The sequence below is a fragment of the Paraglaciecola sp. G1-13 genome (genome assembly GCF_055809255.1).
On record NZ_CM147903.1, the window covers coordinates 678,148 to 699,735 of the forward strand.

26 protein-coding genes are annotated in these 21,588 nt (G+C 44.2%); 23 read left to right on the forward strand and 3 right to left on the reverse strand.

The genetic code is table 11. The features are described 5' to 3' along the window. Nucleotides 1-282: 282 nt before the first annotated feature. From argE to AC0L6N_RS02795, 3 genes are all read left to right on the forward strand, one after another. On the forward strand, nt 283-1,428 hold the full coding sequence (gene argE / locus AC0L6N_RS02785; protein ID WP_011573866.1) for an acetylornithine deacetylase: 1,146 nt from the start codon (nt 283-285) through the stop codon (nt 1,426-1,428). Nucleotides 1,429-1,514: 86 nt separating this feature from the next. Continuing rightward, a complete protein-coding gene (locus tag AC0L6N_RS02790) occupies nt 1,515-2,591 on the forward strand; it encodes a Kelch repeat-containing protein (RefSeq protein ID WP_473481227.1) in 1,077 nt (358 codons plus the stop codon). A 60-nt stretch (nt 2,592-2,651) separates the two neighbouring features. After that, nucleotides 2,652-3,059 carry a methylglyoxal synthase gene (locus AC0L6N_RS02795; RefSeq protein WP_011573868.1) on the forward strand — a complete coding sequence of 136 codons (408 nt, stop codon included), beginning with the start codon at nt 2,652-2,654 and terminating at the stop codon, nt 3,057-3,059. A 149-nt stretch (nt 3,060-3,208) separates the two neighbouring features. Here the strand turns inward: AC0L6N_RS02795 and AC0L6N_RS02800 are convergent, their stop codons facing one another. Continuing rightward, the gene (locus AC0L6N_RS02800) at nt 3,209-4,057 is read right to left on the reverse strand and encodes a Spy/CpxP family protein refolding chaperone (RefSeq protein ID WP_473478691.1); all 849 of its coding nucleotides are present in this window, start codon (nt 4,055-4,057) and stop codon (nt 3,209-3,211) included. Between the two features lie 176 nt (nt 4,058-4,233). Here AC0L6N_RS02800 and AC0L6N_RS02805 point away from each other — a divergent pair, with 176 nt between their 5' ends. The 4 genes from AC0L6N_RS02805 to trmL all read left to right on the forward strand — a co-directional run bounded on the left by AC0L6N_RS02805 (nt 4,234) and on the right by trmL (nt 7,980). Continuing rightward, nucleotides 4,234-4,941 carry a response regulator transcription factor gene (locus tag AC0L6N_RS02805; protein ID WP_011573870.1) on the forward strand — a complete coding sequence of 236 codons (708 nt, stop codon included), beginning with the start codon at nt 4,234-4,236 and terminating at the stop codon, nt 4,939-4,941. 14 nt (nt 4,942-4,955) lie between these two features. After that, nucleotides 4,956-6,341, forward strand: coding sequence for an ATP-binding protein (locus AC0L6N_RS02810; RefSeq protein ID WP_473478693.1), 1,386 nt, complete (start codon nt 4,956-4,958; stop codon nt 6,339-6,341). A gap of 200 nt (nt 6,342-6,541) precedes the next feature. Beyond that, nucleotides 6,542-7,450, forward strand: a complete 909-nt coding sequence (locus AC0L6N_RS02815; RefSeq protein ID WP_473481229.1) for an alpha/beta fold hydrolase — start codon at nt 6,542-6,544, stop codon at nt 7,448-7,450. Nucleotides 7,451-7,515: 65 nt separating this feature from the next. Then, nucleotides 7,516-7,980, forward strand: a complete 465-nt coding sequence (trmL, locus tag AC0L6N_RS02820) for a tRNA (uridine(34)/cytosine(34)/5-carboxymethylaminomethyluridine(34)-2'-O)-methyltransferase TrmL (protein ID WP_011573873.1) — start codon at nt 7,516-7,518, stop codon at nt 7,978-7,980. Between the two features lie 91 nt (nt 7,981-8,071). On the opposite strand, the gene fre is transcribed toward trmL, so the two are convergent. After that, nucleotides 8,072-8,785: an NAD(P)H-flavin reductase gene (fre, locus tag AC0L6N_RS02825; protein ID WP_473478696.1), complete on the reverse strand. Its 714-nt coding sequence runs from the start codon at nt 8,783-8,785 to the stop codon at nt 8,072-8,074. Nucleotides 8,786-9,297: 512 nt separating this feature from the next. On the opposite strand from fre, the gene AC0L6N_RS02830 reads away from it, so the two are divergent. From AC0L6N_RS02830 to rlmB, 4 genes are all read left to right on the forward strand, one after another. Continuing rightward, on the forward strand, nt 9,298-9,531 hold the full coding sequence (locus AC0L6N_RS02830; protein WP_011573875.1) for a TIGR02647 family protein: 234 nt from the start codon (nt 9,298-9,300) through the stop codon (nt 9,529-9,531). Nucleotides 9,532-9,646: 115 nt separating this feature from the next. Next, on the forward strand, nt 9,647-10,300 hold the full coding sequence (locus AC0L6N_RS02835; protein ID WP_473478699.1) for a tetratricopeptide repeat protein: 654 nt from the start codon (nt 9,647-9,649) through the stop codon (nt 10,298-10,300). Nucleotides 10,301-10,439: 139 nt separating this feature from the next. Then, a complete protein-coding gene (gene rnr, locus AC0L6N_RS02840; RefSeq protein WP_473478701.1) occupies nt 10,440-12,872 on the forward strand; it encodes a ribonuclease R in 2,433 nt (810 codons plus the stop codon). A 2-nt stretch (nt 12,873-12,874) separates the two neighbouring features. Then, the gene (rlmB, locus tag AC0L6N_RS02845; protein WP_011573878.1) at nt 12,875-13,615 is read left to right on the forward strand and encodes a 23S rRNA (guanosine(2251)-2'-O)-methyltransferase RlmB; all 741 of its coding nucleotides are present in this window, start codon (nt 12,875-12,877) and stop codon (nt 13,613-13,615) included. Nucleotides 13,616-13,799: 184 nt separating this feature from the next. On the opposite strand, the gene AC0L6N_RS02850 is transcribed toward rlmB, so the two are convergent. After that, the gene (locus AC0L6N_RS02850) at nt 13,800-14,132 is read right to left on the reverse strand and encodes a hypothetical protein (RefSeq protein ID WP_473478704.1); all 333 of its coding nucleotides are present in this window, start codon (nt 14,130-14,132) and stop codon (nt 13,800-13,802) included. Nucleotides 14,133-14,241: 109 nt separating this feature from the next. Between AC0L6N_RS02850 and AC0L6N_RS02855 the strand changes: the two genes are divergently transcribed. The 12 genes from AC0L6N_RS02855 (at nt 14,242) to rplO (ending at nt 21,583) form a co-directional block, all read left to right on the forward strand. Then, a complete protein-coding gene (locus tag AC0L6N_RS02855; RefSeq protein ID WP_473478707.1) occupies nt 14,242-15,135 on the forward strand; it encodes a LysR substrate-binding domain-containing protein in 894 nt (297 codons plus the stop codon). Between the two features lie 162 nt (nt 15,136-15,297). After that, nucleotides 15,298-16,938: an AMP-binding protein gene (locus tag AC0L6N_RS02860; protein WP_473478710.1), complete on the forward strand. Its 1,641-nt coding sequence runs from the start codon at nt 15,298-15,300 to the stop codon at nt 16,936-16,938. A 626-nt stretch (nt 16,939-17,564) separates the two neighbouring features. Then, complete coding sequence (gene rplN / locus AC0L6N_RS02865) at nt 17,565-17,930, forward strand: 50S ribosomal protein L14 (protein WP_006990572.1); 366 nt, start codon at nt 17,565-17,567, stop codon at nt 17,928-17,930. A gap of 12 nt (nt 17,931-17,942) precedes the next feature. Next, nucleotides 17,943-18,257 (forward strand): 50S ribosomal protein L24, encoded by a 315-nt coding sequence (rplX, locus tag AC0L6N_RS02870; RefSeq protein WP_006990571.1) that lies wholly within the window; start codon nt 17,943-17,945, stop codon nt 18,255-18,257. A gap of 15 nt (nt 18,258-18,272) precedes the next feature. Then, nucleotides 18,273-18,812 carry a 50S ribosomal protein L5 gene (gene rplE / locus AC0L6N_RS02875; RefSeq protein WP_006990570.1) on the forward strand — a complete coding sequence of 180 codons (540 nt, stop codon included), beginning with the start codon at nt 18,273-18,275 and terminating at the stop codon, nt 18,810-18,812. Nucleotides 18,813-18,822: 10 nt separating this feature from the next. After that, nucleotides 18,823-19,128: a 30S ribosomal protein S14 gene (rpsN, locus tag AC0L6N_RS02880; protein WP_006990569.1), complete on the forward strand. Its 306-nt coding sequence runs from the start codon at nt 18,823-18,825 to the stop codon at nt 19,126-19,128. Between the two features lie 12 nt (nt 19,129-19,140). Next, nucleotides 19,141-19,533: a 30S ribosomal protein S8 gene (gene rpsH / locus AC0L6N_RS02885; RefSeq protein WP_006990568.1), complete on the forward strand. Its 393-nt coding sequence runs from the start codon at nt 19,141-19,143 to the stop codon at nt 19,531-19,533. 10 nt (nt 19,534-19,543) lie between these two features. Beyond that, nucleotides 19,544-20,077: a 50S ribosomal protein L6 gene (rplF, locus tag AC0L6N_RS02890; protein ID WP_006990567.1), complete on the forward strand. Its 534-nt coding sequence runs from the start codon at nt 19,544-19,546 to the stop codon at nt 20,075-20,077. 12 nt (nt 20,078-20,089) lie between these two features. Continuing rightward, nucleotides 20,090-20,443, forward strand: a complete 354-nt coding sequence (gene rplR / locus AC0L6N_RS02895; protein WP_006990566.1) for a 50S ribosomal protein L18 — start codon at nt 20,090-20,092, stop codon at nt 20,441-20,443. Nucleotides 20,444-20,452: 9 nt separating this feature from the next. Beyond that, complete coding sequence (rpsE, locus tag AC0L6N_RS02900) at nt 20,453-20,956, forward strand: 30S ribosomal protein S5 (protein WP_006990565.1); 504 nt, start codon at nt 20,453-20,455, stop codon at nt 20,954-20,956. A 6-nt stretch (nt 20,957-20,962) separates the two neighbouring features. Next, nucleotides 20,963-21,145, forward strand: a complete 183-nt coding sequence (gene rpmD, locus AC0L6N_RS02905) for a 50S ribosomal protein L30 (protein WP_006990564.1) — start codon at nt 20,963-20,965, stop codon at nt 21,143-21,145. 3 nt (nt 21,146-21,148) lie between these two features. After that, nucleotides 21,149-21,583: a 50S ribosomal protein L15 gene (gene rplO, locus AC0L6N_RS02910; protein WP_006990563.1), complete on the forward strand. Its 435-nt coding sequence runs from the start codon at nt 21,149-21,151 to the stop codon at nt 21,581-21,583. Nucleotides 21,584-21,588 lie beyond the last annotated feature (5 nt).

The window sequence follows — 21,588 nt, forward strand, 5'->3', positions numbered from 1 at the left end:
TAAAAAATCACCCAAGACCTTTAGCAAATACTAAAGGTCTGGGTGAGCTAAACGCTACAGACCTCGACTTATCGTCGATACAACATGCTGGCGAAGCTAGGCAGGGAATCGAATTGTGACGTTATTGAAATCATATGCGAAATTAAACCGAATTAAGATATTATGTCTAAATAATCTAGACCAAATATGTATTTGCAAAGTGGCTAAATCATGTTGGCGATAAGCATGCCATGTGTTATATATTTATGCAAATAAAATGAATAATTATTTAAAGGGAGGCTTATGCCGTCTTTGTCTTTTTTAGAACGTTATGCACATATCATCAATACTCCCTCTATTAGCGCCTTTAGTGCAGATTTAGACCAATCAAACCGCGCCATTATCGATCTGCTAGCAGGCTGGTTTAAAGACTACAATTTCCACATAAGTATTCAACAAGTGCCCAATGCGCGAAATAAGTACAACATGCTAGCTAAAATTGGCAGTGGTGAGGGGGGGCTACTACTATCCGGCCATTCGGATACTGTGCCCTTTGACGACAATAAATGGCAATTTGACCCTTTTAAGGCACAAGAAAACGATGGCAAGTTATACGGTTTAGGCACCTGTGATATGAAAGGTTTTTTTGCGTTTATCTTAGAAGCGATTCAAGACATTCCTCTAAAAGATTTAAAGAAACCTTTGTATATTTTGGCTACTGCAGATGAAGAAACGTCCATGGCGGGAGCGCGGTTTTTTGTGGAGCAACAATTGATTAAGCCAGACATGGCGATCATCGGTGAGCCCACAGAGCTTAAGCCGATCTTTAAGCACAAAGGGCATATGGGGCATAGCCTGAATATTCAAGGTAAAGCAGGGCATTCAAGCGATCCAGCAAAAGGGGTCAATGCGATTGAGATCATGTACCAAGCCATAGGGAAACTTATCGCTTTAAAACAACAGTTGTCTGAAAATCATAGAGATGATGCCTTCAGCGTGCCAGAGGTGACTATGAATCTCGGGCATATTCACGGGGGCGATGGGGAAAACCGTATTTGCGGACACTGCCAATTAAATTTTGATTTGCGCGCTATTCCCTCACTAAGTGACGAAGAAGCCATTGCCATGATTGACGAAGCACTTGCCCCGCTGATGCAAAAATACCCACAGCGCATTACTCGTGAGGCGATGTACGAAACCGCGCCAGCTTTTGGTTGTCGAAATGAGCAGGGTATTCTTGAATTGGCCAAAAAACTCACGGGCTTTGATCCTGTCAGTGCTAATTACGCCACCGAAGCGCCATTTATCAATCAATTAGGCTGCGACACCATTGTATTAGGCCCTGGCAGTATTGATCAGGCCCATCAACCAGATGAGTTCATCTCGCTGCATTATGTTGACCCAACCGTCACATTACTGCGTAACTTCATCAAGCAGGTCTGCTTTTAATGGCCGAGTTGATTCAGGAAATGGCACAAAGAGTTAATTCAGCAACGTCAGTAAGCCTTTTCGTAAAATCACTAGGGGCGGCGGTAATGATTTTATCGGCAAGTGCAATTGGGGTACAAAATGCTAACGCTGAATCCAAGATAAAGGGACGCTACCCAGCAATGCCTGAACCAGTTACCAACAATGCGGTGGTCAAAGTCGATACTGAAAATGGTCATTTTTTGTTATCTTTCATGGGGCTAGGAGCAGGTAAAACGCATGAAGATGTTCACAACAAGGTGTGGGCTCTAGAGCTTGCAGGTGAATCATTTACGCCAAGCAAAGCTTGGCAACAAAAATCACCCGTGCCGTCGAGTTTACCCCAGTCTGGTCGCTTAGCCAGTATTGCCGTTGGTGTAGGCGATATGGCACTTTTGTTTGGTGGTTACACCGTTGATGCTGCGCATAATGAAGTGTCAAGCCCAGACAACTTTCGCTATGACATTGTTACGGATACCTACTACCCCATAGCTCAGACGCCAGTGCCCGTGGACGATGCAGTCGCACTCGTTTTTCAGCAGCGTTACGTATATCTGATTAGCGGTTGGCATAATGACGGCAACGTCAATTTAGTCCAAATTTACGATGTGAAAACAGATTCATGGCAACAAGGTTCACCTTTTTTAGGTAATCCCGTTTTCGGTCATGCAGGTGCGATTGTGGGGGAAAATATTATGCTTTGTGATGGCGTTAAGGTGGATGCTCAACCAGATAAACGGCGTACGTTTTCCGCAGAACCAGCTTGCTACCACGGAACGATTGACAAGAGTGATATCAAAAAAATTGATTGGCGCACAGTAGCGCACCCTACATCGAGTGCACGTTATCGTATGGCTGCGACCGGTGATGTTGCCAGCAATTCAGCCATCTTCGTGGGCGGTTCAGATAACCCATACAATTATAACGGCACGGGTTACGATGGTGAACCATCAAGTCCGAGCAATGAGGTGTGGCGCTACGACTTTACTCAGTCGAGTTGGAATGTCTCCCACACGGACTCGCCTACTATGGATCACCGGGGCTTATTGGCCGTGGGCGTAGGGGAAAATAAGCATTTTGTCACGCTAGGTGGAATGATAGAGCAGCAAAAAGTATCAAACGCTGTACATCGCATCGATTTATAGGGCGCTACAGCGCTACTGTGATTTCACAAAACGATTTTTAAAAGATTTATTGAGGAAGGTATGCAAAAGACGTTAGCGCTGGTCGCGCATGATCATAAAAAGCCAGAGCTTATCCGCTGGTCACTAGAGCATAAAGCAGAGCTAGAAAAACATAACTTAGTGGCGACAGGCACGACAGGGGGCTTACTACAAGAAGCGTTAAACTTGCCCGTTACGCGATATAAGAGCGGCCCACTAGGCGGCGACCAACAAATAGGGGCATTGATCGCCGAAGGTAAGTTAGACGCTTTGATTTTCTTTTGGGATCCCTTGAACCCAGCCCCCCATGACCCAGACGTAAAAGCGCTGTTGCGTTTGTGCTCAGTATGGAATTTGCCGGTCGCGTGTAACACTTCTACAGCGGATATGTTGATCACCTCGCCGCTATTTATCGAGGGATTATACGAGCGGGCAGTGCCGGAGTTTTAAGGTATAAACAAAAAGTAGAGTGACTCAGGGAGAGTTGCTTTGTCACAGTTTTAATCGTAAGGGTAAAATTCGCGTCAAAGTCGTTTTATAAAATGCGGTACATAAGCGGAAAAAAACCTAGCAAGCACACTTATTACACATTTTGAACGTTAGCTATCGGCTTTTCCAAGTGAATTACGCTTTTTACTCTCTCGTTTATGCCGACTTTCCATCATTCTATGGAGTGTTATCTGTTGTTCGCTGGTCAGTGCATTCCAAAACGTGTGCTGATTTTTAGCCCTAGTAAGAGCATGTTCATAGCGCCGTACTTCTGTTTGAGCTTGCAAGGCTGTCCAACTAGTTTCGCTCAGACTTTCACTGGTCACTATCGCAATAACTTGTGCCTTAAATGTCTCCCTAGCAAATTTGTTTGCTTCTTTATCCGCTTTTTCAGCAGCGCGTTGTGCTTTAAATAGAGCTTGTTGCTCTTCGGTTAGGTTAAGTGTTTCTAAGTGCGCTGTTTGGCGTTGTGCCTCAGACATCTTGGGTATGCTGTTACCCCGTGTTTTGCTCTGCTGCAACTTGGTGGCATGTCCTTTTTCTTGCTGCTTAGCATGTAATTCGACTAAGAACGCGTCTTTCTGGCCATCGTCTAAAATCTGCCAAATTTGCTGCTGAGTTTTAATATCCAGCCACATTAGCTGATTTTGTAAGTGTTGGTCAGCTTGAATAGCGCTGCTTATTTCACTTTGAATCCATACATCACTTTGTATTAAATTACGTAAGCTCTCACGCATAGATCTTTGGTCAGGCTGATAGGTATCTTTTGTCGCACGGTTTTGTTTTAACAGTAATCGAACGTCTTGACGTTGGGCGCCGGTTAAATCTAACTTTTTTAAAATTGGGCGTAAGGATATCGGGCCATTATGCGGCGACGGTTTTGCAATAGCGACATGCTGAGTCAACAGGAGTGCCAAAGCAACGGCGATGGGGGTAAATAATGATTTTAACGTTCGCACTGAATATGCCTTACTATAGTGAAATACAAAATAAGGTTAGCACCACCAGCGCAAAGAAACGCAAAGCCAGTGTAAAGATTAAGTAAATAGACAATCGAGTAGCGACAATTTCGGTATTATTTTATGGGTTTTCGCGCGTCTATTGTTAGGCCGCTGGAGTTTGAAGGAAAGTGTTCATGCTAGAAAAGTCTTTGTTGCTGATCGATGACGATCAAGCACTCACCGAGTTGTTACAGGAATACCTAAGCGCGCAAGGATACACGATTCATGTGGCAAGTGATGGGGAGGCCGGCCTGTTAGCTGCGAAATCAGGGCAGCACTATGATTTAATCATTTTGGATGTAATGCTTCCTAAAGTAGACGGGTTCGAAGTATTAAAACGTTTACGTAGTACACATGTTACCCCTGTGTTGATGTTAACTGCCAAAGGCGATGATTTTGATCGAATATTAGGCTTGGAACTCGGTGCCGACGACTATTTGGCAAAACCTTTCAACCACAGAGAGTTATCGGCTAGAGTGAAAGCTATTGTGCGCCGTGTAGATATTCAAGCCGGCTTGCAAAGCGACAAGCAAAAACAAAACACGATCGAAATTGGTGATGTGGAGTTAAATATTGCAGCGCAAACTGTCGCATGTAACGCCCAGCAAGTGGAGTTGACCGGCACCGAATTTGCGGTGCTGAAACTGTTGATGAGCTGTAGCCCAGATCTCGTGCCTAAACAGGCAATAAGTGAGCAGGTATTAGGTCGAAAGCTAGCCGCTTTTGATCGCAGTATTGATATGCACGTGAGTAATTTGCGTAAGAAATTAAGTCATTTTAGTGACCATGACAAAATCAAAACCCATCGAGGAGTAGGATACGTCTATTTGGGTGAAATATGAGGCGTCTTCTATATTTGAACCCATTTCGAAGTTTGTATGGTCGTATTTTTTTGTGGTTCTGGGGCACAACTATCGTCATGATCGTTGGTGCTTACTGGATAATGCAAAATATTGCTCCACCAGTTGAATATTTACCCATGGATGACAAGCAGCATTTCATGCTGGAAAACTCGGTTAGAGCTTTGCAGCGGCAAGTTTCTCGTAGCCCAGATGGTGAGCCGTTAGAGAATATTCTTGAACGCACCAGTCAGCGCGGTAAGTTGATGATGATTTTGCTCAATCCAAAAACCAAGACGTTCACACTCAAGGGGCCGTTACCACGCTTACCCAATGAGAAGCCATTTCTCGATTTAATTGGCTCTGCAAATCCATTGCGTATTGCAACACCTATCGGCGATATGTTTGGCCCAATGGCGACCGATATTGCTGGCACTGAATATTTGTTATTTGTGGGACGAATACGGCCCATGGGTTTCGCTAGCGATATGCGCCACCGCCCACCCTTATTGCTTATCTGCCTGGTATTGTTAATAAGTGCGGTATTGTGCTCATTAATTGCTTGGTCACTTGTAAAACCATTAAAACAATTGCAAGTGGCCACTAAGCGCATGGCTAGCGGTGCACTTAGCAGTCGAGTTGGATCTGCCAGCTATAGAGGCGATGAAATAGGGCGCTTAGGGCGAGATTTTAATTATATGGCAGAGCAGGTGGAGACTTTGCTTAATGGGCAAAAGCGTCTATTGGCAGACATATCTCACGAGTTACGCTCTCCGTTAACGCGGATGCAACTCGCCATTGGTATCGCTCAGCAACAAGAGCCGTCGAGCAACACAAAAAGTAACGAGCAAGCATTAGCTAGAATTGAAAAAGAAGCTCATCAGATGGAGCATATGGTCGCTCAAGTGTTGATGCTGTCGCGATTAGATAATAACGCTCGGGATTCGAAAAAGCAGCCGGTGAGTTTTGATACACTTTTAACAGAGCTATTAGCTGACTGCGAGTTCGAAGCCCAATCACAAGGCAAAACGTTAACGGTAGATATTGATTCTGATGCGAAAATAAATGCTGACGAAGATTTGTTAACGAGCGGCATTGAAAATGTTCTGCGCAACGCCGTGAAATACGCAAATCAGCAGGTGTCTTTCACCCTGAAAATTGACGGCCCTGACGTTAACTTAGTTATTTGTGATGACGGCAAAGGCATACCGGATTCAGATTTAGAGCATATCTTTCAGCCCTTTTACCGTGTTTCAAGCGCAAGAGAGCGAGACAGTGGTGGAATAGGGTTAGGCTTGGCAATTGCCAGTCGCGCCATTGCTGCGCATGAGGGCACAATCGAAGCCCGCAACCAAGTTAAGGGTGGCTTGAGCGTGCATATTCGATTGCCGATAATGGCTTAGCGCCTTGACCAATTACTTTTTCACTCGAATTTGGTGAGCCCCATTGTTTTTTTGCACAGTCTACCTTTGTGTTCTGCACTATTAACCTCTGGTAAGCTAATCCCATAGAGTGATAAATAGAGTAATAACCGTTGAGTGAATACCAAATAAGTTCAGAAAAGCAACTGGAACGGACGTATCAAGAGAAAATAAAACCCTTAATGCGTTCTCTGACCAAAGGCGATTTTATGGGGCATTCAGGTGTAAACATTAGTTATGCCTATTTGTGTCATCCGCACGCGATTGGTGCCGTGGCTATCTCTACAGGGCGAATTGAGTCTTGGGTTAAATATCAAGAAGTCATGTTCGACTTATATCAAAATGGATATTCGGTGTTCATTCATGATCACCGTGGTCAAGGCTTGTCAGGGCGCATGACCCGCAACCCCCATATGGGTTTTGTGGACGATTTTACCGATTACGTTGCTGACTTTAAGCTGTTTTACCAGAAAATCATTGAGCCTAACACGCAGCATAAGCCGCAGTTATTGTGCCACTCTATGGGGTGTGCAATTGGGGCTTTGTATGTTTTAGCGCATCCGCAAGATTTCGCTCAACTGATTGTGTGTGCCCCCATGTTTGGCATTCGCCCCGCGTTACCTAATTGGCTGGCGAGTATTTTAATAGGCGCAAACTTGCTTATTAGTCGCGGTTTAGGTCATGACGCGAGTTATTTTCTTGGCCAAAAAAATTATCAGGAAACCGACTTCGCGCTTAATGAGCTCACCCACAGCGAAATACGTTATCGCCTCTTCAGAGACGAGTATAATTTGCAACCAGAAGTGCAATTAGGAGGTGTGACCGGGCATTGGTTGCGAGCAGCCCTAAAAGCGATGGATGCCATCGAAGCTCAAGCGAGTCAAATATCGATCCCCGTTTGGGCCATTCAAGCAGGGGCGGATACAGTGGTGGACAACAAAAGGCAAAGCCGTGTATTAGCCAAATTGCCCCATTGCGAAGTACAACAAATTTTTGGTGCTCGGCACGAAATGCTGCTTGAAGAAGACCAATATCGTCGCCCCTGTTTAGAAGCTATTCTAGCGTTTCTGCGACTGGCAAATGACAGATAGACCTTACTGCAGTAAGCGCAATTTGTTAGCATTGCGCTTAATCTGACTTTATCGTGATCACCTAAATGCTAGACATTGTTTTATATCAACCTGAAATTCCGCCGAATACTGGCAACATTATTCGTTTATGCGCAAACACTGGATTTGCCCTACATTTAATTGAGCCTTTAGGGTTTGAATGGGACGATAAACGCGTTCGTCGCGCAGGCCTTGATTACCATGAATTTGCCAATGTGGTAAGGCATGCGTCACTACAGGCCTATATGGAATCACGCCAACCTAAGCGCATTTTTGCTTGCACCACTAAAGGCACTACTTTTTTTGCCAAAGCTGAATATCAATTGGGTGATGCCTTGTTGTTTGGGCCCGAAACGCGAGGATTACCTGATGACGTTATTCAAAGCTTGCCGCCTGAACAACGAGTACGCATTCCTATGTTACCTGACAGTCGCAGCATGAATTTATCGAATGCGGTATCTGTTTTTGTTTATGAAGCGTGGCGGCAATTGGATTTCAGCGGCGCGGTTTAGCTGCGAGCTAGCAAAACGTATAAATATTCAGCCTATTGGGTAAGCGTTTCGTTTACCCAATAGGCTTTTTACAATGCACCGTGCTCAGGTGTTAAATAAATTCGAATGCGTCGCCGTACAAGTTTTTCAAGATTAACCCTTGCTGATGAAAGTCTTCTCTTGCCACGCCAGCCATTTCAAAGCGACCAGCTACGTAAACCCGATAAGGCTCTAGGCTGACAAAATCTTCGAGTACTGCTTTATGCACCCAACCGGTTTTGCCTGACCATTGATGACCCGGATGTTCCACCACGGGAACAAAGGTAAAGTGCTCGTGTTTTTTATCCAGAGCGACAAGTTCATCGTATGCGTACATATCAGCGGTTGAGCGCGTTCCCCAATATAGGAAAATTGGATCCTTGTGGCCTTTGACCTGGCTAGAAGATTCGAGCATTTTTTGCAAGATAGCTTGGGTATAGGAAAACCCTGTTCCCCCTGCGAGTAAAATGGTCGGCATGCTATCTTCCAGTTGAACGTAGGCATTTCCTAAACCGCCATTAACGGCAATTTCACCCTCAGTTCGCATTTTTTCAAGAACTTCACCTGCATAACTATTGCCTGGCTCCGCGCCAATATGCAATTGAATTTTACCGTCTTCTCGCGGTGCTGTAGCGATACTGAATGGACGCTGATCGCCTTCATCCATGACGACTTTCAAATACTGACCAGCTTGATGTGTAAAAGGCTGCTGTGGGATCAGGGTGACTAAACTGACGACTGGGTTGAGAGCAACAATGGAATCAACCTTACAAGGGGTGTGATGCATAATAATGTTCTGCGCTATATCAAATTGCGCTGCTGTTGGCGCAAATAATTAAAATGTGAGAGAAGGTGCTTTAACAGCGACATATTGGCGCTTATGCGTCCTTCCGAAAATGTGCAGAATAACGAGTGGTTCAAACTGCTTAGGTGTACTTCGATTAATGTCTCAATATAAGTGAAGAGCATTAAAAGTAATATCTATTTTGTCAGAGTATAAACTGCTCAGTGCTAAGTTACGAGATGGATCGTTAGACCTTGTTATTTTTAGCTATTTCTCTTTTACCAATTTCCAGATAATGAAAACTCTTTGTTGTTTTTGGCTTGATTTTATTAACGTCTAGTGGTTTATTGAGCTTGCATGATGTGCAAATTTAACGGGTTAGCTCGACATACTTTTTGTCGCGCATCGAGTGGGTCTTTATCTTCAAACTCTGTGCGCAAACGTCGTTGGTGAAAGTAAGCTGAGCAAACCTGAATGTATTGTCTTTACTACACAATAATCATCGAGGAATGCTTATGTCACTTACAAACGAAATGGTTAGCGAGTTTAATTTGTTATTAAAATTCCCTACCACAAGCCTGATGCAGGGCTTAAAAATACACCATGACGCAGAGCCAGCTGTGATCGATGCCGCCAAGCGCCTGTTTGAAAAAGGAATAGTGACCTTGCCAGATGGTGGTTACTTGACAGACCTTGGTCATGATTTAATTGAACACGCCCAGGTCGTTCAGTCAGCGTTAGCGAGTTAATTCATATTTGTCTGTTCTAGTCTGAGTAATTACGGATCAGATTCGGCAGTTAGGGGTTTACAAAATCCAGATGCTGCCGATAAAAATGTTATACGCCACAGCAGATAGATCCCATATGAAAGTTTCACTCCCTAAATTGTCTCATGCTGGCCTACTGGCTGGACTGCTTATTTTAACTACCTCTGGTATGTCTACTAGCCTCGCTGCAGACGAAATCAAAGCGGTGCAACTTTATTCCCAAGATGAGTTGCTTCGGCTCATTCACCGTAATGAGCATTTAAGCCAAGTTGTGCTAGATGATTGTCAATTGGTGCAAGACATTGAGGCCAGAGCGCAAACCTTAAAAATACCTGCCTATCAGTTTTTATGGGGTGACATGCTTGCTTGGGGGGTATGCGTAACTGCTGAGCCTGAGCGTGGTATTAGCTTTATGCGTCAAGCTGCCGACCAAGGTTTACCAGAAGGGCTAGAGCAGCTGGGCCGTTATTATGCTCAAGGCAAGTTGGTGCAGCAAGATAAAGAGCGCGCGGTGGTGTTTTTACGCGAAGCATCAATGTTGGGTAACCAAAAAGCGCAAATAGAGTTAGTGGAATTGTTCATAGATGGTTATGGCAGCCCTTACGATTATGAAGATGCTTACCATTGGTTGTATAACGCCGTGACGAACGATAAGAAAACCCATCAAAAAATTGCGTCTTGCTTGTCTGATCTAGAAAAACTGATGCATCCTAAAGCGGTACGTAAAGCGAAACGTCCTTTGGATTCATAACTTATTTCCCCATTAAATCGGTCGTTTTATCTATGTAGAACAACTTGCGCCTTGTCGTTGTCAATTAAGCGTTTTTAATTGCGCCAGCTTCGTTATACTAGGCGCAACATTTACCTAACTTGGAAACGCCATCACCTCTATGAGCGACGATCCCTTTTACCAGCGCGAGAAAGAAAAATACGAAAATCCAGTAGCGAGCCGTGAGTATTTACTTGAATTACTCACCAAAGCCAAAAAACCGTTGTCCTTTCTTGAATTTTGTCACCTATTAAATGCAGAAGATGAAGATAGCCGAATTGGCATTCAACGTCGCTTGCGTGCAATGGAGCGCGAAGGGCAAATCGAATTCAATCGTGATAAAAAATACGCCAAGCTTAAGTTAGAAGAGCTAATTCAAGGGCGTGTGATTGGCCACCGTGACGGTTTTGGATTTTTAAAGCGTGATGACGGCGAAAAAGACCTGTTTATTCACAACGCACAAATGGCGACGGTGCTGCACGGCGACATAGTGCTGGTCAAAGAAAGCGGCACCGATAATCGAGGCCGCCGAGAAGCACGCATAGCTAAAATTATCGAGCCGCGTAGCGAACCCATTGTTGGTCGTTACTTTTTTGAAAATGGTGCCGGTATCGTTATTCCCGATGACAGCCGTATCAATCATGAAATCAGTATTCCTGCTGAGTATGTTAACGGTGCCCGTCAAGGCTTCATCGTTGTTGTAGAGATTGTTCAACGCCCAAGACGTCGCGTGAACGCGATTGGTAAAGTATTAGAAGTGCTAGGTGAGCATATGGCGCCGGGCATGGAAATCGACATGGCACTGCGCACTTTCGATATTCCTCACGTTTGGCCCAAAGGTGTTACCAAACAGATTGCCGACCTCAATGAGCAAGTACCCGAAGAAGCGAAAGAAAATAGAATCGATTTACGTCAATTACCATTAGTCACGATAGATGGTGAAGACGCACGTGATTTCGATGACGCTGTATTTTGTGAACCGCTAGATGACGGTGGTTGGCAGTTGTGGGTGGCGATTGCTGATGTAAGTTATTATGTCAGACCAGGTACGGCGCTTGATAGCGAAGCGCAAAACCGTGGTAACTCGGTTTATTTCCCAGAGCAGGTTATTCCCATGCTGCCTGAAGTACTCTCCAACGGATTGTGTTCATTGAACCCCCAAGTAGACCGATTATGTATGGTCTGTGAAATGACCATCAGCGCAAACGGAGAGCTAGCAGAACACCAATTCTATGAAGCTGTTATGAACTCAAAAGCGCGCCTTACTTACACAAAAGTATGGGATATATTGAAAGATGACGGCCAGACTCACCCTGAACTGAAAAATCGCTACGCAGAGCAGGTCCCACATCTTAAAAATTTACACGACATGTACCGCACGTTGAAACGCAGACGTAGTCAGCGAGGGGCTATTGAATTTGAAACTCAAGAAAGTAAGTTCGTGTTCAATGCGCAGCGTAAAATAGACACCATTGTGCCTGTCACGCGTAATGATGCTCACAAACTGATAGAAGAGTGTATGATTTTGGCCAACGTAGCTGCGGCCAAAACCTTAAGCAAGCAAAAAGCTGAAGCCTTGTACCGTATACATGATGAGCCGGACTCGGATCGATTAAGTGCGTTTTTGTCTTATTTGGCAGAGGTCGGAATTACCCATCACATCAGCAAAGATGCTTCGCCACAAGAATTTACTGAGGTGATCAGCAAAATTCAGGGCAGGGCCGATCAAGAGCTAATTCAAACCATGTTGCTGCGTTCTATGAAGCAAGCAGTGTACAGCCATGAAAACATTGGCCACTTTGGTTTAGCATTAGAAGCTTACGCGCATTTCACATCACCCATTCGTCGCTACCCCGATTTAGTTGTGCATCGTGCTTTAAAAGCCACGATAGATAAAAAGCAACAGCGCAAAAGTAAGACTGGCGGTAAAGCGTATACAGCAGAAGAGGTGGATGCATTAGGCGAGCAGTGTTCTATGACAGAGCGACGCGCCGACGATGCAACACGCGATGTATCCGATTGGCTCAAATGTGAATTTATGCTGGACCATGTTGGAGATACATTTGATGGCGTTATTGCATCGGTAACCAGTTTTGGCTTTTTCGTGCGTTTATCCGAGTTCCATATTGATGGGCTAGTGCATATTTCTGCATTAGATAATGACTTTTATCAGTTTGATGAAACGAAGCAGCACTTAGTCGGAGAAAATTCGGGCATAGTTTACCGACTTGGCGATCCGCTTGAAGTGAAGGTGGCAGGGGTGAATTTGGATGAACGAAAAATAGACTTTGTATTAGCCAAAGCGCCACCAAAACCAAGAGGTGGAAAACGCGGAACAAAGAAATCGTCTTCCGCTAAAAAAGGTTCAGCAAAAAATACTTCAGGCAAAGAAAGCCCTGTATCCAAAGCCGGGGCCAAAGCGGCAAATGAGAACGACAAAGCTGGTGGCGCTAAAAAGAAACCACGCACTCGTCGTTCGAGTGGTAAAGGGGGGGCAGCCGATAAACCAGCGGCTAAGTCACGTCGCTCTTCGTCCAGTAAAAGGAACAAATAGATATGGCTCAACATGAGTGGTTGTATGGTATTCATGCATTAGAAGCAGTGATAGAGCGTGAGCCAGAGCGTTTGATTGAGTTGTTTGTCCTTAAAGGTCGTGACGACAAACCGATTAATTCAATCATCAATCATGCGCGTAAGTTTGGTATTGCGGTGCAATTTTGCCAGCGCAAAACCTTAGACGATAAAGTCAATGGTGAACAGCACCAAGGTGTTGTAGCAAAAGCGAAGCCCGGTAAACAGTTTAACGAAAATGATTTAGACGAAATCATTAAAAAAAGCGCCACGCCTTTTTTGTTAATACTCGATGGTGTAACTGACCCTCATAATTTAGGTGCGTGTTTGCGTACCGCCGATGCAGCAGGTATTGACGCTATTGTGGTGCCCAAAGACAACTCGGTAGCGTTAACGCCAGTGGTGAGGAAAGTCGCTTGCGGTGCAGCTGATTTGATCCCCCTTATACAGGTGACTAACCTGGCACGTACTTTACGAGAGATTAAAGATGCAGGCGTATGGGTGGTGGGTACTGCAGGTGAAGCAACCCAGAGTATATACGATTGTAAGATGCAAGGACCGATAGCGCTGGTGATGGGCGCCGAAGGTAAAGGAATGCGCAGGCTGACCCGAGAACATTGCGACGAGCTAATAAAGCTGCCCATGGCAGGTTCGGTTTCTAGCTTGAATGTATCGGTGGCGACCGGTATTTGCTTGTATGAAATTGTACGTCAGCGCACTAGCTAGTCGTAACGTTTGGCACTGATAATTTCGGGTTTTGTCACACCTTTTTTATGCTTTGTAGTTTCTATATAAGAGTATGGGGCGCTGTTCATACCATAGGAGGTGAGCCCTATACATTAAGCGCAGCTATAACTACTGCCACAATCAGATATGACAGTAGCTACAGTAACAGGCGTGACACTACCGGTTATTGGTAGGTGTTCTTCAATAACCTTTTCGCTTCTGAGCGCTCTAAACAAGATCGCAATGGCTCGGTAATGAAATCATCATGCCGGGCCTTTTTTTCTTGCCCTTCCCACACAATCGAGCCTTGAGTTATTTCCGTTCGGCAGGTCACCGTTTCATCTTGTCGTTGATACAAAATACGAACCAATTGCGAACGCTTGACCAAAGGTTCAAATGGATAACCCGTTTTTGTGTATAGTTTTTCTAATCCTTGGCCTGCAAAAACGGCCGAGCTCAGGCTGAGAAATAGCAGGGTAATGCTAAACGCTAGGCAAGATTTTATGGTGTTTTTCATCGTTAATTCCTCATGGTTTGGAGGTTTAACGATAGGCAGATACTCTTCTACTGACAAACGATTAAAACTAAACTACAGTTAAGAAAAACTTAACTGAATTCCATTTTATATGAATAAACTCCCGCCCCTCAATGCGCTTCGTTATTTTTTAGCGGCTGCAGAAACATTGAGTTTTAAAGCAGCAGCGGAACAAATGTTTGTTACTCAAGCTGCTATCAGCCAGCACATTAAAACGCTAGAAGTCTTCTTCGGTTGTCAGCTGTTTGTAAGAGGTCACCGGCATGTGTCTTTAACAAAGGCGGGGGAAAGACTATTACCTGATATTGCCACAGGCTTCAGCTTTCTAGATAAAGGCGTAGGCAACTTGGTGATGGATCCAAGACCCAATATTTTAAACTTAACCGTGATTGAGTCGTTATCTTCTCGTTGGCTTGTACCGCGTTTGTATTTGTTCCAGCAAGAATATCCCCACATAAATGTAAGGATCCAGCCAACAAACCGTTTATTAGATTTTGACCAAAATGAATTAGATTTGGCGATACGATTTGGCATCGGCGATTACCGTCAGTTAAAAAGCAGAAAGTTGGCTCAGGATACTATTCACCTAGTTTGTCATCCTGGGTTAGCTAAACAGATTGACACTGCTCAGTCTGTTTCCCGTCATCCCACTTTAACCGAGAAAAGCAGCGATATTTTGCCCGCCTGGAAATCTTTCTATCAACTGCATCGGATAAACCCAGACGTGGGGCGCAATGCTCTACATGTAGATGATTCCAGTGTCACTATTATTGAAGCGGCGCTAGCGGGGCAGGGCATAGCAATGGTGCGTAATAGCCTGATATTCGAACAGTTAGAAAAAGGGCAATTGGTGAAACTGTTCAATTTTAGTTTCAAGTGTCATTACGCATATTATTTGGTGGCGCCTGAAGCGCATTTTAAGCGCGAAAAGATTCAGTGTTTTTCGAATTGGCTGGAGGGAATGTTTAGCGAAATCCCACAATGAGGCTAAAAAAACACCTTTTTGCTGAAAAGATAAGCTGAATTGATTCTGTTTATCGAAGTGAATACGCAAAATAAATGCTTAAGTCTTATAGTTGTTTGACCTGTGGGGTTTCAATCGTTATAACGTTGTTATCAAAATGTAGATTTATGTACTGGAGACAACATGTCGTTAAAGACGCCCTTAGAAATGATGTACCACTGGGAAGATACAACGCCGCAGAAGGTATATTTGAAGCAACCGATTAACGGTGCTGTTATTAGTTATACATGGGCACAGACGGCAGACAAAGTACGCCGCGCGGCAGCTGGATTAATTGCGCTGAACTTACCAGCGGGTAGCCACATTGCCGTATTATCTAAGAACTGTGCTGAATGGTTCATTGCTGACTTAGCTATTATGTTGGCCGGTCATATATCCGTACCAATTTATTCAACAGCCGGCGAGAAAACGATTCAATATGTATTAAATCACGCAGCATGTCCTGTTATTTTTGTGGGCAAGTTAGATGATACTGCTGAGCAAGTAGCAGCGATCCCTGAGGGCGTTACTAAGCTAGCATTTCCTTATCCTGATATTGAAGCCCATAAGGATTGGGATTCATTGATGGCAAATGAGCCCTATTTAGAGCGCCCAGTACCCGATATGAACAGCACTATGACGATTATCTATACGTCGGGCAGCACGGGTAACCCTAAAGGTGTAGTGCATACCTATAATTCGATTAGTTGGGCTGCGAGCAATTCAAGGAATGAATTAAGCGTTGGCGATGAAGACCGTATATTGAGTTACTTGCCATTGGCGCATATCACCGAGCGCGTTTTGGTGGAAATGGCTAGTTTCTACGCAAACACTCAAATTGGTTTTATAGAGTCGCTTGATACATTCAATCGCGATATTTGCCACCTAAGGCCTACGTTATTTATTTCTGTTCCGCGTCTTTGGACTCGTTTTCAAATGGGGGTTTTAGCAAACATGCCCCAAAAGAAACTCGATTTTCTGCTGAAAATACCGTTTGTCGGCAATATAGTCGCGAGTAAGATTAGAACTAAACTTGGCTTAGATAAGGCTCGTATGTGCGCCAGTGGATCCGCTCCTATTTCGCCAGCCACCCTTAAATGGTTTTTGAAAGTAGGCGTTAAAATATCTGAAGGATGGGGAATGACAGAAAACAGTGCTTACGGTACCTGTTGTGTTCCATTTAGAGAGGACAAAATTGGTAGTATTGGCCGCGCTTATGAAGGTGTCGATATTAGAATTGGCGAAGAGGGCGAGATACAAGTTAAAGGGCCTTGTAATATGCAGGAATATTATCTGGAGCCTGAAAAAACCGCTGAAACCTTTACCGAAGACGGATACTTGCGCACAGGTGATAAGGGCGCAATCGATAGTGATGGCTATATTAAAATTACCGGGCGCTTAAAAGAGATATTTAAAACAGCCAAGGGTAAGTATATCGCGCCAGTACCGATTGAAGCTCTCATTATGGGCAACTCTTCTGTAGAGCAAGTCTGTGTCACCGGCTCGCAATTAAAACAGCCTATTGCGTTAGTCGTATTATCAGAAGATGCCAACAAACAAGACAAAGACAAAGTAGAAAAGAGCCTGTTAGCAACCTTGGAATCGGTTAACGCTGGTTTAGAGAGTCACGCAGTACTCGACCGTTTAGTGATTATGAAAGATGATTGGACTGTAGAAAACGGCCTACTAACACCTACGCTAAAGATAAAGCGCCATTTACTGGAAGAAAAATACGATGGACTAATTAACGCTCCCGAGAGAGAAAAGTTAATTTATCAAAAATAGTTCGCGCCCGCTTTAACCGCCTCTTTATGTGTAAAGTCATTTATAGAATGTAAGTAACACGTAGAGGGGCTCTCCTAAATACCTTATCACCACCATACTAATCTGTTCCTTTGTTGTCCTTGATAGGTGCGGATGATGCGCTTAAGAGATGATGAATATCAACTATTCGTTGCAAGGTGAAATTTCGAACATTATCTGTTGATAGAGCAATTCCAATTATACGAAACCTCTGGCTTTTCATCGGATGAAGTGTAGCGGTCGACTAATTCCAGGCTGTACATTAGCGAAGTAGAATGGCCATTTAGTGAAGCTACGTTGATAACATCAATAGACTCGAGAGAGTTTTGTAAGAGGTATCTATACATTAGTGGCTAACAACTTTTTTGCGTGTATTAAAATTATCTAAGCCACTGTTTTAAATATGTTTTATGAGCTCTTCGCTGATGAGAGGGAATTATCTATTGATTAGTCACTTTTTTTTGCAAATTCGACTATCGCCACTGGTTATTTTCTGTTAGTATTTCGCGCCCTTTTAATAGGGGTATGTATAAAAAGTCAGCAATAACGCTGGTTTTTTAGGAAACAAAACGACTCGTGAGAGTCTTAATTAACAGCGGAGCACTAACATGATCCAAATGCAAACTAACCTGGATGTAGCCGATAACTCGGGTGCTCGCAGGGTTCAGTGTATTAAGGTTCTTGGTGGCTCGCATCGCCGTTATGCACATATTGGCGACATCATTAAAGTTACCGTTAAAGAAGCAATTCCTCGCGGTAAAGTAAAAAAAGGTGATGTGCTAACTGCAGTGGTGGTGCGTACTAGAAAAGGCGTTCGTCGTTCTGATGGATCTTCGATCCGTTTCGATAACAACGCAGCTGTTTTGCTTAACGCAAACAAGCAACCAATTGGTACGCGTATCTTTGGCCCGGTCACTCGTGAGCTTCGTGTTAATAACATGAAAATCGTCTCACTGGCCCCTGAGGTACTATAAGGAGTCACGATAATGGCTAGAAAAATTCGTCGTGATGATGAAATCATCGTTTTGGCAGGTAAAGACAAAGGAAAACTAGGCAAAGTGCTTAAAGTTCTTCCAGCGGCTGACCGCTTAATCGTTGAAGGTGTGAACTTGGTGAAGAAGCATCAGAAACCTAACCCTCAATTGGGTGTTACTGGTGGCGTTATTGAGAAAGAAGCATCAATTCACGTGTCAAATGTAGCGATTGTTAACCCTAAAACGGGTAAAGCAGATCGCATAGGTTTCCGTTTTGAAGACGACAAAAAAGTTCGTTTCTTCAAATCTGACGGTGAACTGGTTTAATAATTGGAGAGTACGATGGCGAAACTGCATGATTTCTATAAAGAAACAGTAGTAGCGGAACTTGCGAAGCAGTTCAACTACAAAAGCGTCATGCAAGTCCCTCGGATTGAGAAAATCACTCTAAACATGGGTTTAGGTGAAGCGGTAGCAGACAAGAAGGTGTTGGAAAACGCAACTGCTGACATGCAAGCAATTGCTGGTCAGAAACCTGTTGTAACTGTTGCTCGCAAATCTGTAGCGGGTTTTAAAATCCGTGAAGGTTATCCGATTGGCTGTAAAGTAACCCTACGTGGTGAGCGTATGTGGGAATTCTTTGAACGTTTAGTATCAATAGCAATTCCTCGTATCCGTGACTTCCGTGGCTTGAATCCTAAGTCGTTTGACGGCCGTGGAAACTATAGCATGGGTGTTCGTGAGCAAATTATCTTCCCAGAAATCGATTTCGATAAGGTAGATAAAATTCGCGGTATGGATATTACTATCACGACTAGCGCTGAAACCGATGCGGAAGCACATGCACTTCTTAGTGCGTTTAGTTTCCCATTTAAAAAGTAAGGGTAGGGTTATGGCAAAAGAATCAATGAAAGCGCGCGAAGTTAAACGCGCCAAGCTAGTTGCAAAGTTCGCTACTAAACGAGCTGAACTTAAAGCAACTATCAGCAACGTCAACTCTTCTGACGAAGAACGTTGGGACGCTGTTCTTAAGCTACAACAACTTCCACGTGATTCAGCTCGTACGCGTCAACAAAATCGTTGTCGCATTACTGGCCGTCCACATGGTTTCCTACGCAAGTTTGGTCTTAGCCGTATTAAGTTGCGTGAAGCAGCTATGCGCGGCGAAGTACCTGGCCTTAAAAAAGCCAGCTGGTAAGGAGTAGCTAATATGAGTATGCAAGATCCTATCGCGGACATGTTTACACGTGTTCGTAACGGTCAGATGGCTAGCAAAGTTTCTGTATCAATGCCTTCATCTAAGCTACGTGTTGCAATTGCAGCCGTACTTAAAGAAGAAGGTTATGTTTCAGACTTCGCAGTTTCTGGTGACGTTAAACCTGTTTTAGAAGTGACGCTTAAGTACTTCGAAGGCAAGAAAGTAATTGAAAGCATTGAGCGCGTAAGTCGCCCTGGTCTTCGCATCTATAAGAAAAAAGATGAGTTGCCAAAAGTATTGGGTGGTTTAGGTGTTGCTATCGTTTCTACCTCTAAAGGTGTGATGACTGACCGTGCCGCGCGTAAAGCGGGTATGGGTGGTGAGATCATCGGCTACGTAGCGTAAGGGGATAAAAATGTCACGTATAGCAAAAGCTCCTGTAGACGTTTTATCTGGCGTAGAAGTTACTATCGCTGGGCAAGAAGTCACAGTAAAAGGTAAAAACGGTACATTAAGCCGTGTATTCAACGATGCAGTTGAAGTTGTTCAAGAAGAGAACCAACTAAAAGCCTCACCTCGTGAAGGTGTTGCTAACGGTTGGGCTCAAGCTGGTACAGCTCGCTCTTTGTTAGATGCAATGGTAATTGGTGTATCTCAAGGTTTTGAGAAAAAACTTCAGTTAAATGGTGTTGGTTATCGTGCGGCAGCGCAGGGTAAAAAACTAAATCTAACGCTTGGTTTCTCACACCCAGTAGCATACGAAATGCCTGAAGGTATTTCGGTTGAAACTCCTAGTCAAACTGAAATCGTCGTTAAAGGCGCCGATAAGCAGTTGGTAGGTCAGGTTGCAGCTAACATCCGTGGATACCGTCCGCCAGAGCCTTATAAAGGTAAAGGTGTTCGTTACGCTGATGAAGTTGTGCGTCGTAAAGAAGCTAAGAAAAAGTAGGTAGGTGATACGATGGATAAGAAATCAGCTCGCTTGCGTCGCGCTACACGTGCACGCAAAAAAATTAGTGAACTGGCCGCGCATCGCTTGGTTATTAACCGCACACCACGCCATATATATGCCCAGTTAATCGCTCCTTGCGGTTCACAGGTTTTGGCGGCGGCTTCTACTGTTGAAGCAGATCTTCGCACTACCGTTAAGTCAACGGGTAATGCAGAAGCTGCTGTAGCAGTTGGTAAAGCGATTGCAGAACGAGCTATCGAGAAAGGCATTAAGACTGTCGCTTTCGATCGCAGCGGTTTTAAGTATCACGGTCGAGTTAAGGCATTGGCTGATGCTGCTCGTGAAGCAGGTCTTCAGTTCTAGGAGTTAATTATGGCTAAAGTAGAAGTTCAACAACAGGGTGACCTGTTAGAAAAACTAATTGCTGTAAACCGTGTATCTAAAGTAGTTAAAGGTGGTCGTATCTTTAGCTTTACTGCTTTGACAGTAGTAGGTGACGGGAATGGTCGTGTTGGTTTTGGTTACGGTAAAGCACGTGAAGTGCCTGCTGCAATTCAAAAAGCTATGGAAAAAGCGCGCCGCAATCTTGTGGACGTGGATCTAAATGGCAACACGCTACAGCATCCAATTAAAGGTCGTCATTCAGGCTCAAAAGTCTACATGCAACCTGCATCAGAAGGTACTGGTATTATTGCCGGTGGTGCAATGCGTGCGGTACTTGAAGTCGCTGGCGTTCAAAACGTACTTTCAAAATGTTACGGATCTACCAATCCAATTAACGTTGTGCGTGCAACTATCAATGCGTTGACAGAAATGACTTCGCCTGATCAAGTTGCTGCTAAACGTGGATTGTCTGTAACGCAGATTTTGGGGTAATTGAACATGGCTAAGATGATAAAAGTTAAGCAAACCAAAAGCGCTATCGGTCGCCTTCCAAAGCATAAGGCAACTCTTACGGGTCTAGGTTTACGTCGCATCGGTCATGTTCGTGAACTCGAAGATACCCCTTCTGTTCGTGGCATGATCAACCGTGTATTTTACATGGTTGAAGTAGTGGAGGAGTAACAGATGCATTTAAATACTCTTGCTCCTGCACCAGGAGCAAAAAAATCTAGTAAGCGCGTTGGACGCGGTATGGGTTCAGGTCTTGGAAAAACTGGTGGCCGTGGTCACAAAGGTCAAAAGTCTCGCTCTGGCGGTTCTGTAAAGCCTGGTTTTGAAGGCGGACAAATGCCAATTCAGCGTCGTCTACCTAAATTCGGTTTCACATCACGTAAATCTTTGGTTTCTGACCAAGTGACGTTGAGTGAAATTGCAAAGGTAGAGGGTGAAGTGGTTTCACTTGAAACTTTAAAAGCAGCAGGTCTTGTTAAGAAAGAAATGCTGTTTGTTAAAGTGCTTAAGAGCGGTGAAATTTCACGAGCTGTTACTATCAATGGTTTGAAGGTTACAAAAGGCGCGCGCGAAGCAATCGAAGCGGCCGGCGGTAAGGTAGAGGAATAAGCTAG

What these genes read in the sequence shown, in the direction of transcription:
- argE (WP_011573866.1), top strand. Translation starts at nt 283, where the DNA reads ATGCCGTCTTTGTCTTTTTTAGAACGTTATGCACATATCATCAATACT.
- AC0L6N_RS02790 (WP_473481227.1), top strand. Translation starts at nt 1,515, where the DNA reads ATGATTTTATCGGCAAGTGCAATTGGGGTACAAAATGCTAACGCTGAA.
- AC0L6N_RS02795 (WP_011573868.1), top strand. Translation starts at nt 2,652, where the DNA reads ATGCAAAAGACGTTAGCGCTGGTCGCGCATGATCATAAAAAGCCAGAG.
- AC0L6N_RS02805 (WP_011573870.1), top strand. Translation starts at nt 4,234, where the DNA reads ATGCTAGAAAAGTCTTTGTTGCTGATCGATGACGATCAAGCACTCACC.
- AC0L6N_RS02815 (WP_473481229.1), top strand. Translation starts at nt 6,542, where the DNA reads ATGCGTTCTCTGACCAAAGGCGATTTTATGGGGCATTCAGGTGTAAAC.
- trmL (WP_011573873.1), top strand. Translation starts at nt 7,516, where the DNA reads ATGCTAGACATTGTTTTATATCAACCTGAAATTCCGCCGAATACTGGC.
- fre (WP_473478696.1), bottom strand. Translation starts at nt 8,785, where the DNA reads ATGCATCACACCCCTTGTAAGGTTGATTCCATTGTTGCTCTCAACCCA.
- AC0L6N_RS02830 (WP_011573875.1), top strand. Translation starts at nt 9,298, where the DNA reads ATGTCACTTACAAACGAAATGGTTAGCGAGTTTAATTTGTTATTAAAA.
- AC0L6N_RS02835 (WP_473478699.1), top strand. Translation starts at nt 9,647, where the DNA reads ATGAAAGTTTCACTCCCTAAATTGTCTCATGCTGGCCTACTGGCTGGA.
- rnr (WP_473478701.1), top strand. Translation starts at nt 10,440, where the DNA reads ATGAGCGACGATCCCTTTTACCAGCGCGAGAAAGAAAAATACGAAAAT.
- rlmB (WP_011573878.1), top strand. Translation starts at nt 12,875, where the DNA reads ATGGCTCAACATGAGTGGTTGTATGGTATTCATGCATTAGAAGCAGTG.
- AC0L6N_RS02850 (WP_473478704.1), bottom strand. Translation starts at nt 14,132, where the DNA reads ATGAAAAACACCATAAAATCTTGCCTAGCGTTTAGCATTACCCTGCTA.
- AC0L6N_RS02855 (WP_473478707.1), top strand. Translation starts at nt 14,242, where the DNA reads ATGAATAAACTCCCGCCCCTCAATGCGCTTCGTTATTTTTTAGCGGCT.
- AC0L6N_RS02860 (WP_473478710.1), top strand. Translation starts at nt 15,298, where the DNA reads ATGTCGTTAAAGACGCCCTTAGAAATGATGTACCACTGGGAAGATACA.
- rplN (WP_006990572.1), top strand. Translation starts at nt 17,565, where the DNA reads ATGATCCAAATGCAAACTAACCTGGATGTAGCCGATAACTCGGGTGCT.
- rplX (WP_006990571.1), top strand. Translation starts at nt 17,943, where the DNA reads ATGGCTAGAAAAATTCGTCGTGATGATGAAATCATCGTTTTGGCAGGT.
- rplE (WP_006990570.1), top strand. Translation starts at nt 18,273, where the DNA reads ATGGCGAAACTGCATGATTTCTATAAAGAAACAGTAGTAGCGGAACTT.
- rpsN (WP_006990569.1), top strand. Translation starts at nt 18,823, where the DNA reads ATGGCAAAAGAATCAATGAAAGCGCGCGAAGTTAAACGCGCCAAGCTA.
- rpsH (WP_006990568.1), top strand. Translation starts at nt 19,141, where the DNA reads ATGAGTATGCAAGATCCTATCGCGGACATGTTTACACGTGTTCGTAAC.
- rplF (WP_006990567.1), top strand. Translation starts at nt 19,544, where the DNA reads ATGTCACGTATAGCAAAAGCTCCTGTAGACGTTTTATCTGGCGTAGAA.
- rplR (WP_006990566.1), top strand. Translation starts at nt 20,090, where the DNA reads ATGGATAAGAAATCAGCTCGCTTGCGTCGCGCTACACGTGCACGCAAA.
- rpsE (WP_006990565.1), top strand. Translation starts at nt 20,453, where the DNA reads ATGGCTAAAGTAGAAGTTCAACAACAGGGTGACCTGTTAGAAAAACTA.
- rpmD (WP_006990564.1), top strand. Translation starts at nt 20,963, where the DNA reads ATGGCTAAGATGATAAAAGTTAAGCAAACCAAAAGCGCTATCGGTCGC.
- rplO (WP_006990563.1), top strand. Translation starts at nt 21,149, where the DNA reads ATGCATTTAAATACTCTTGCTCCTGCACCAGGAGCAAAAAAATCTAGT.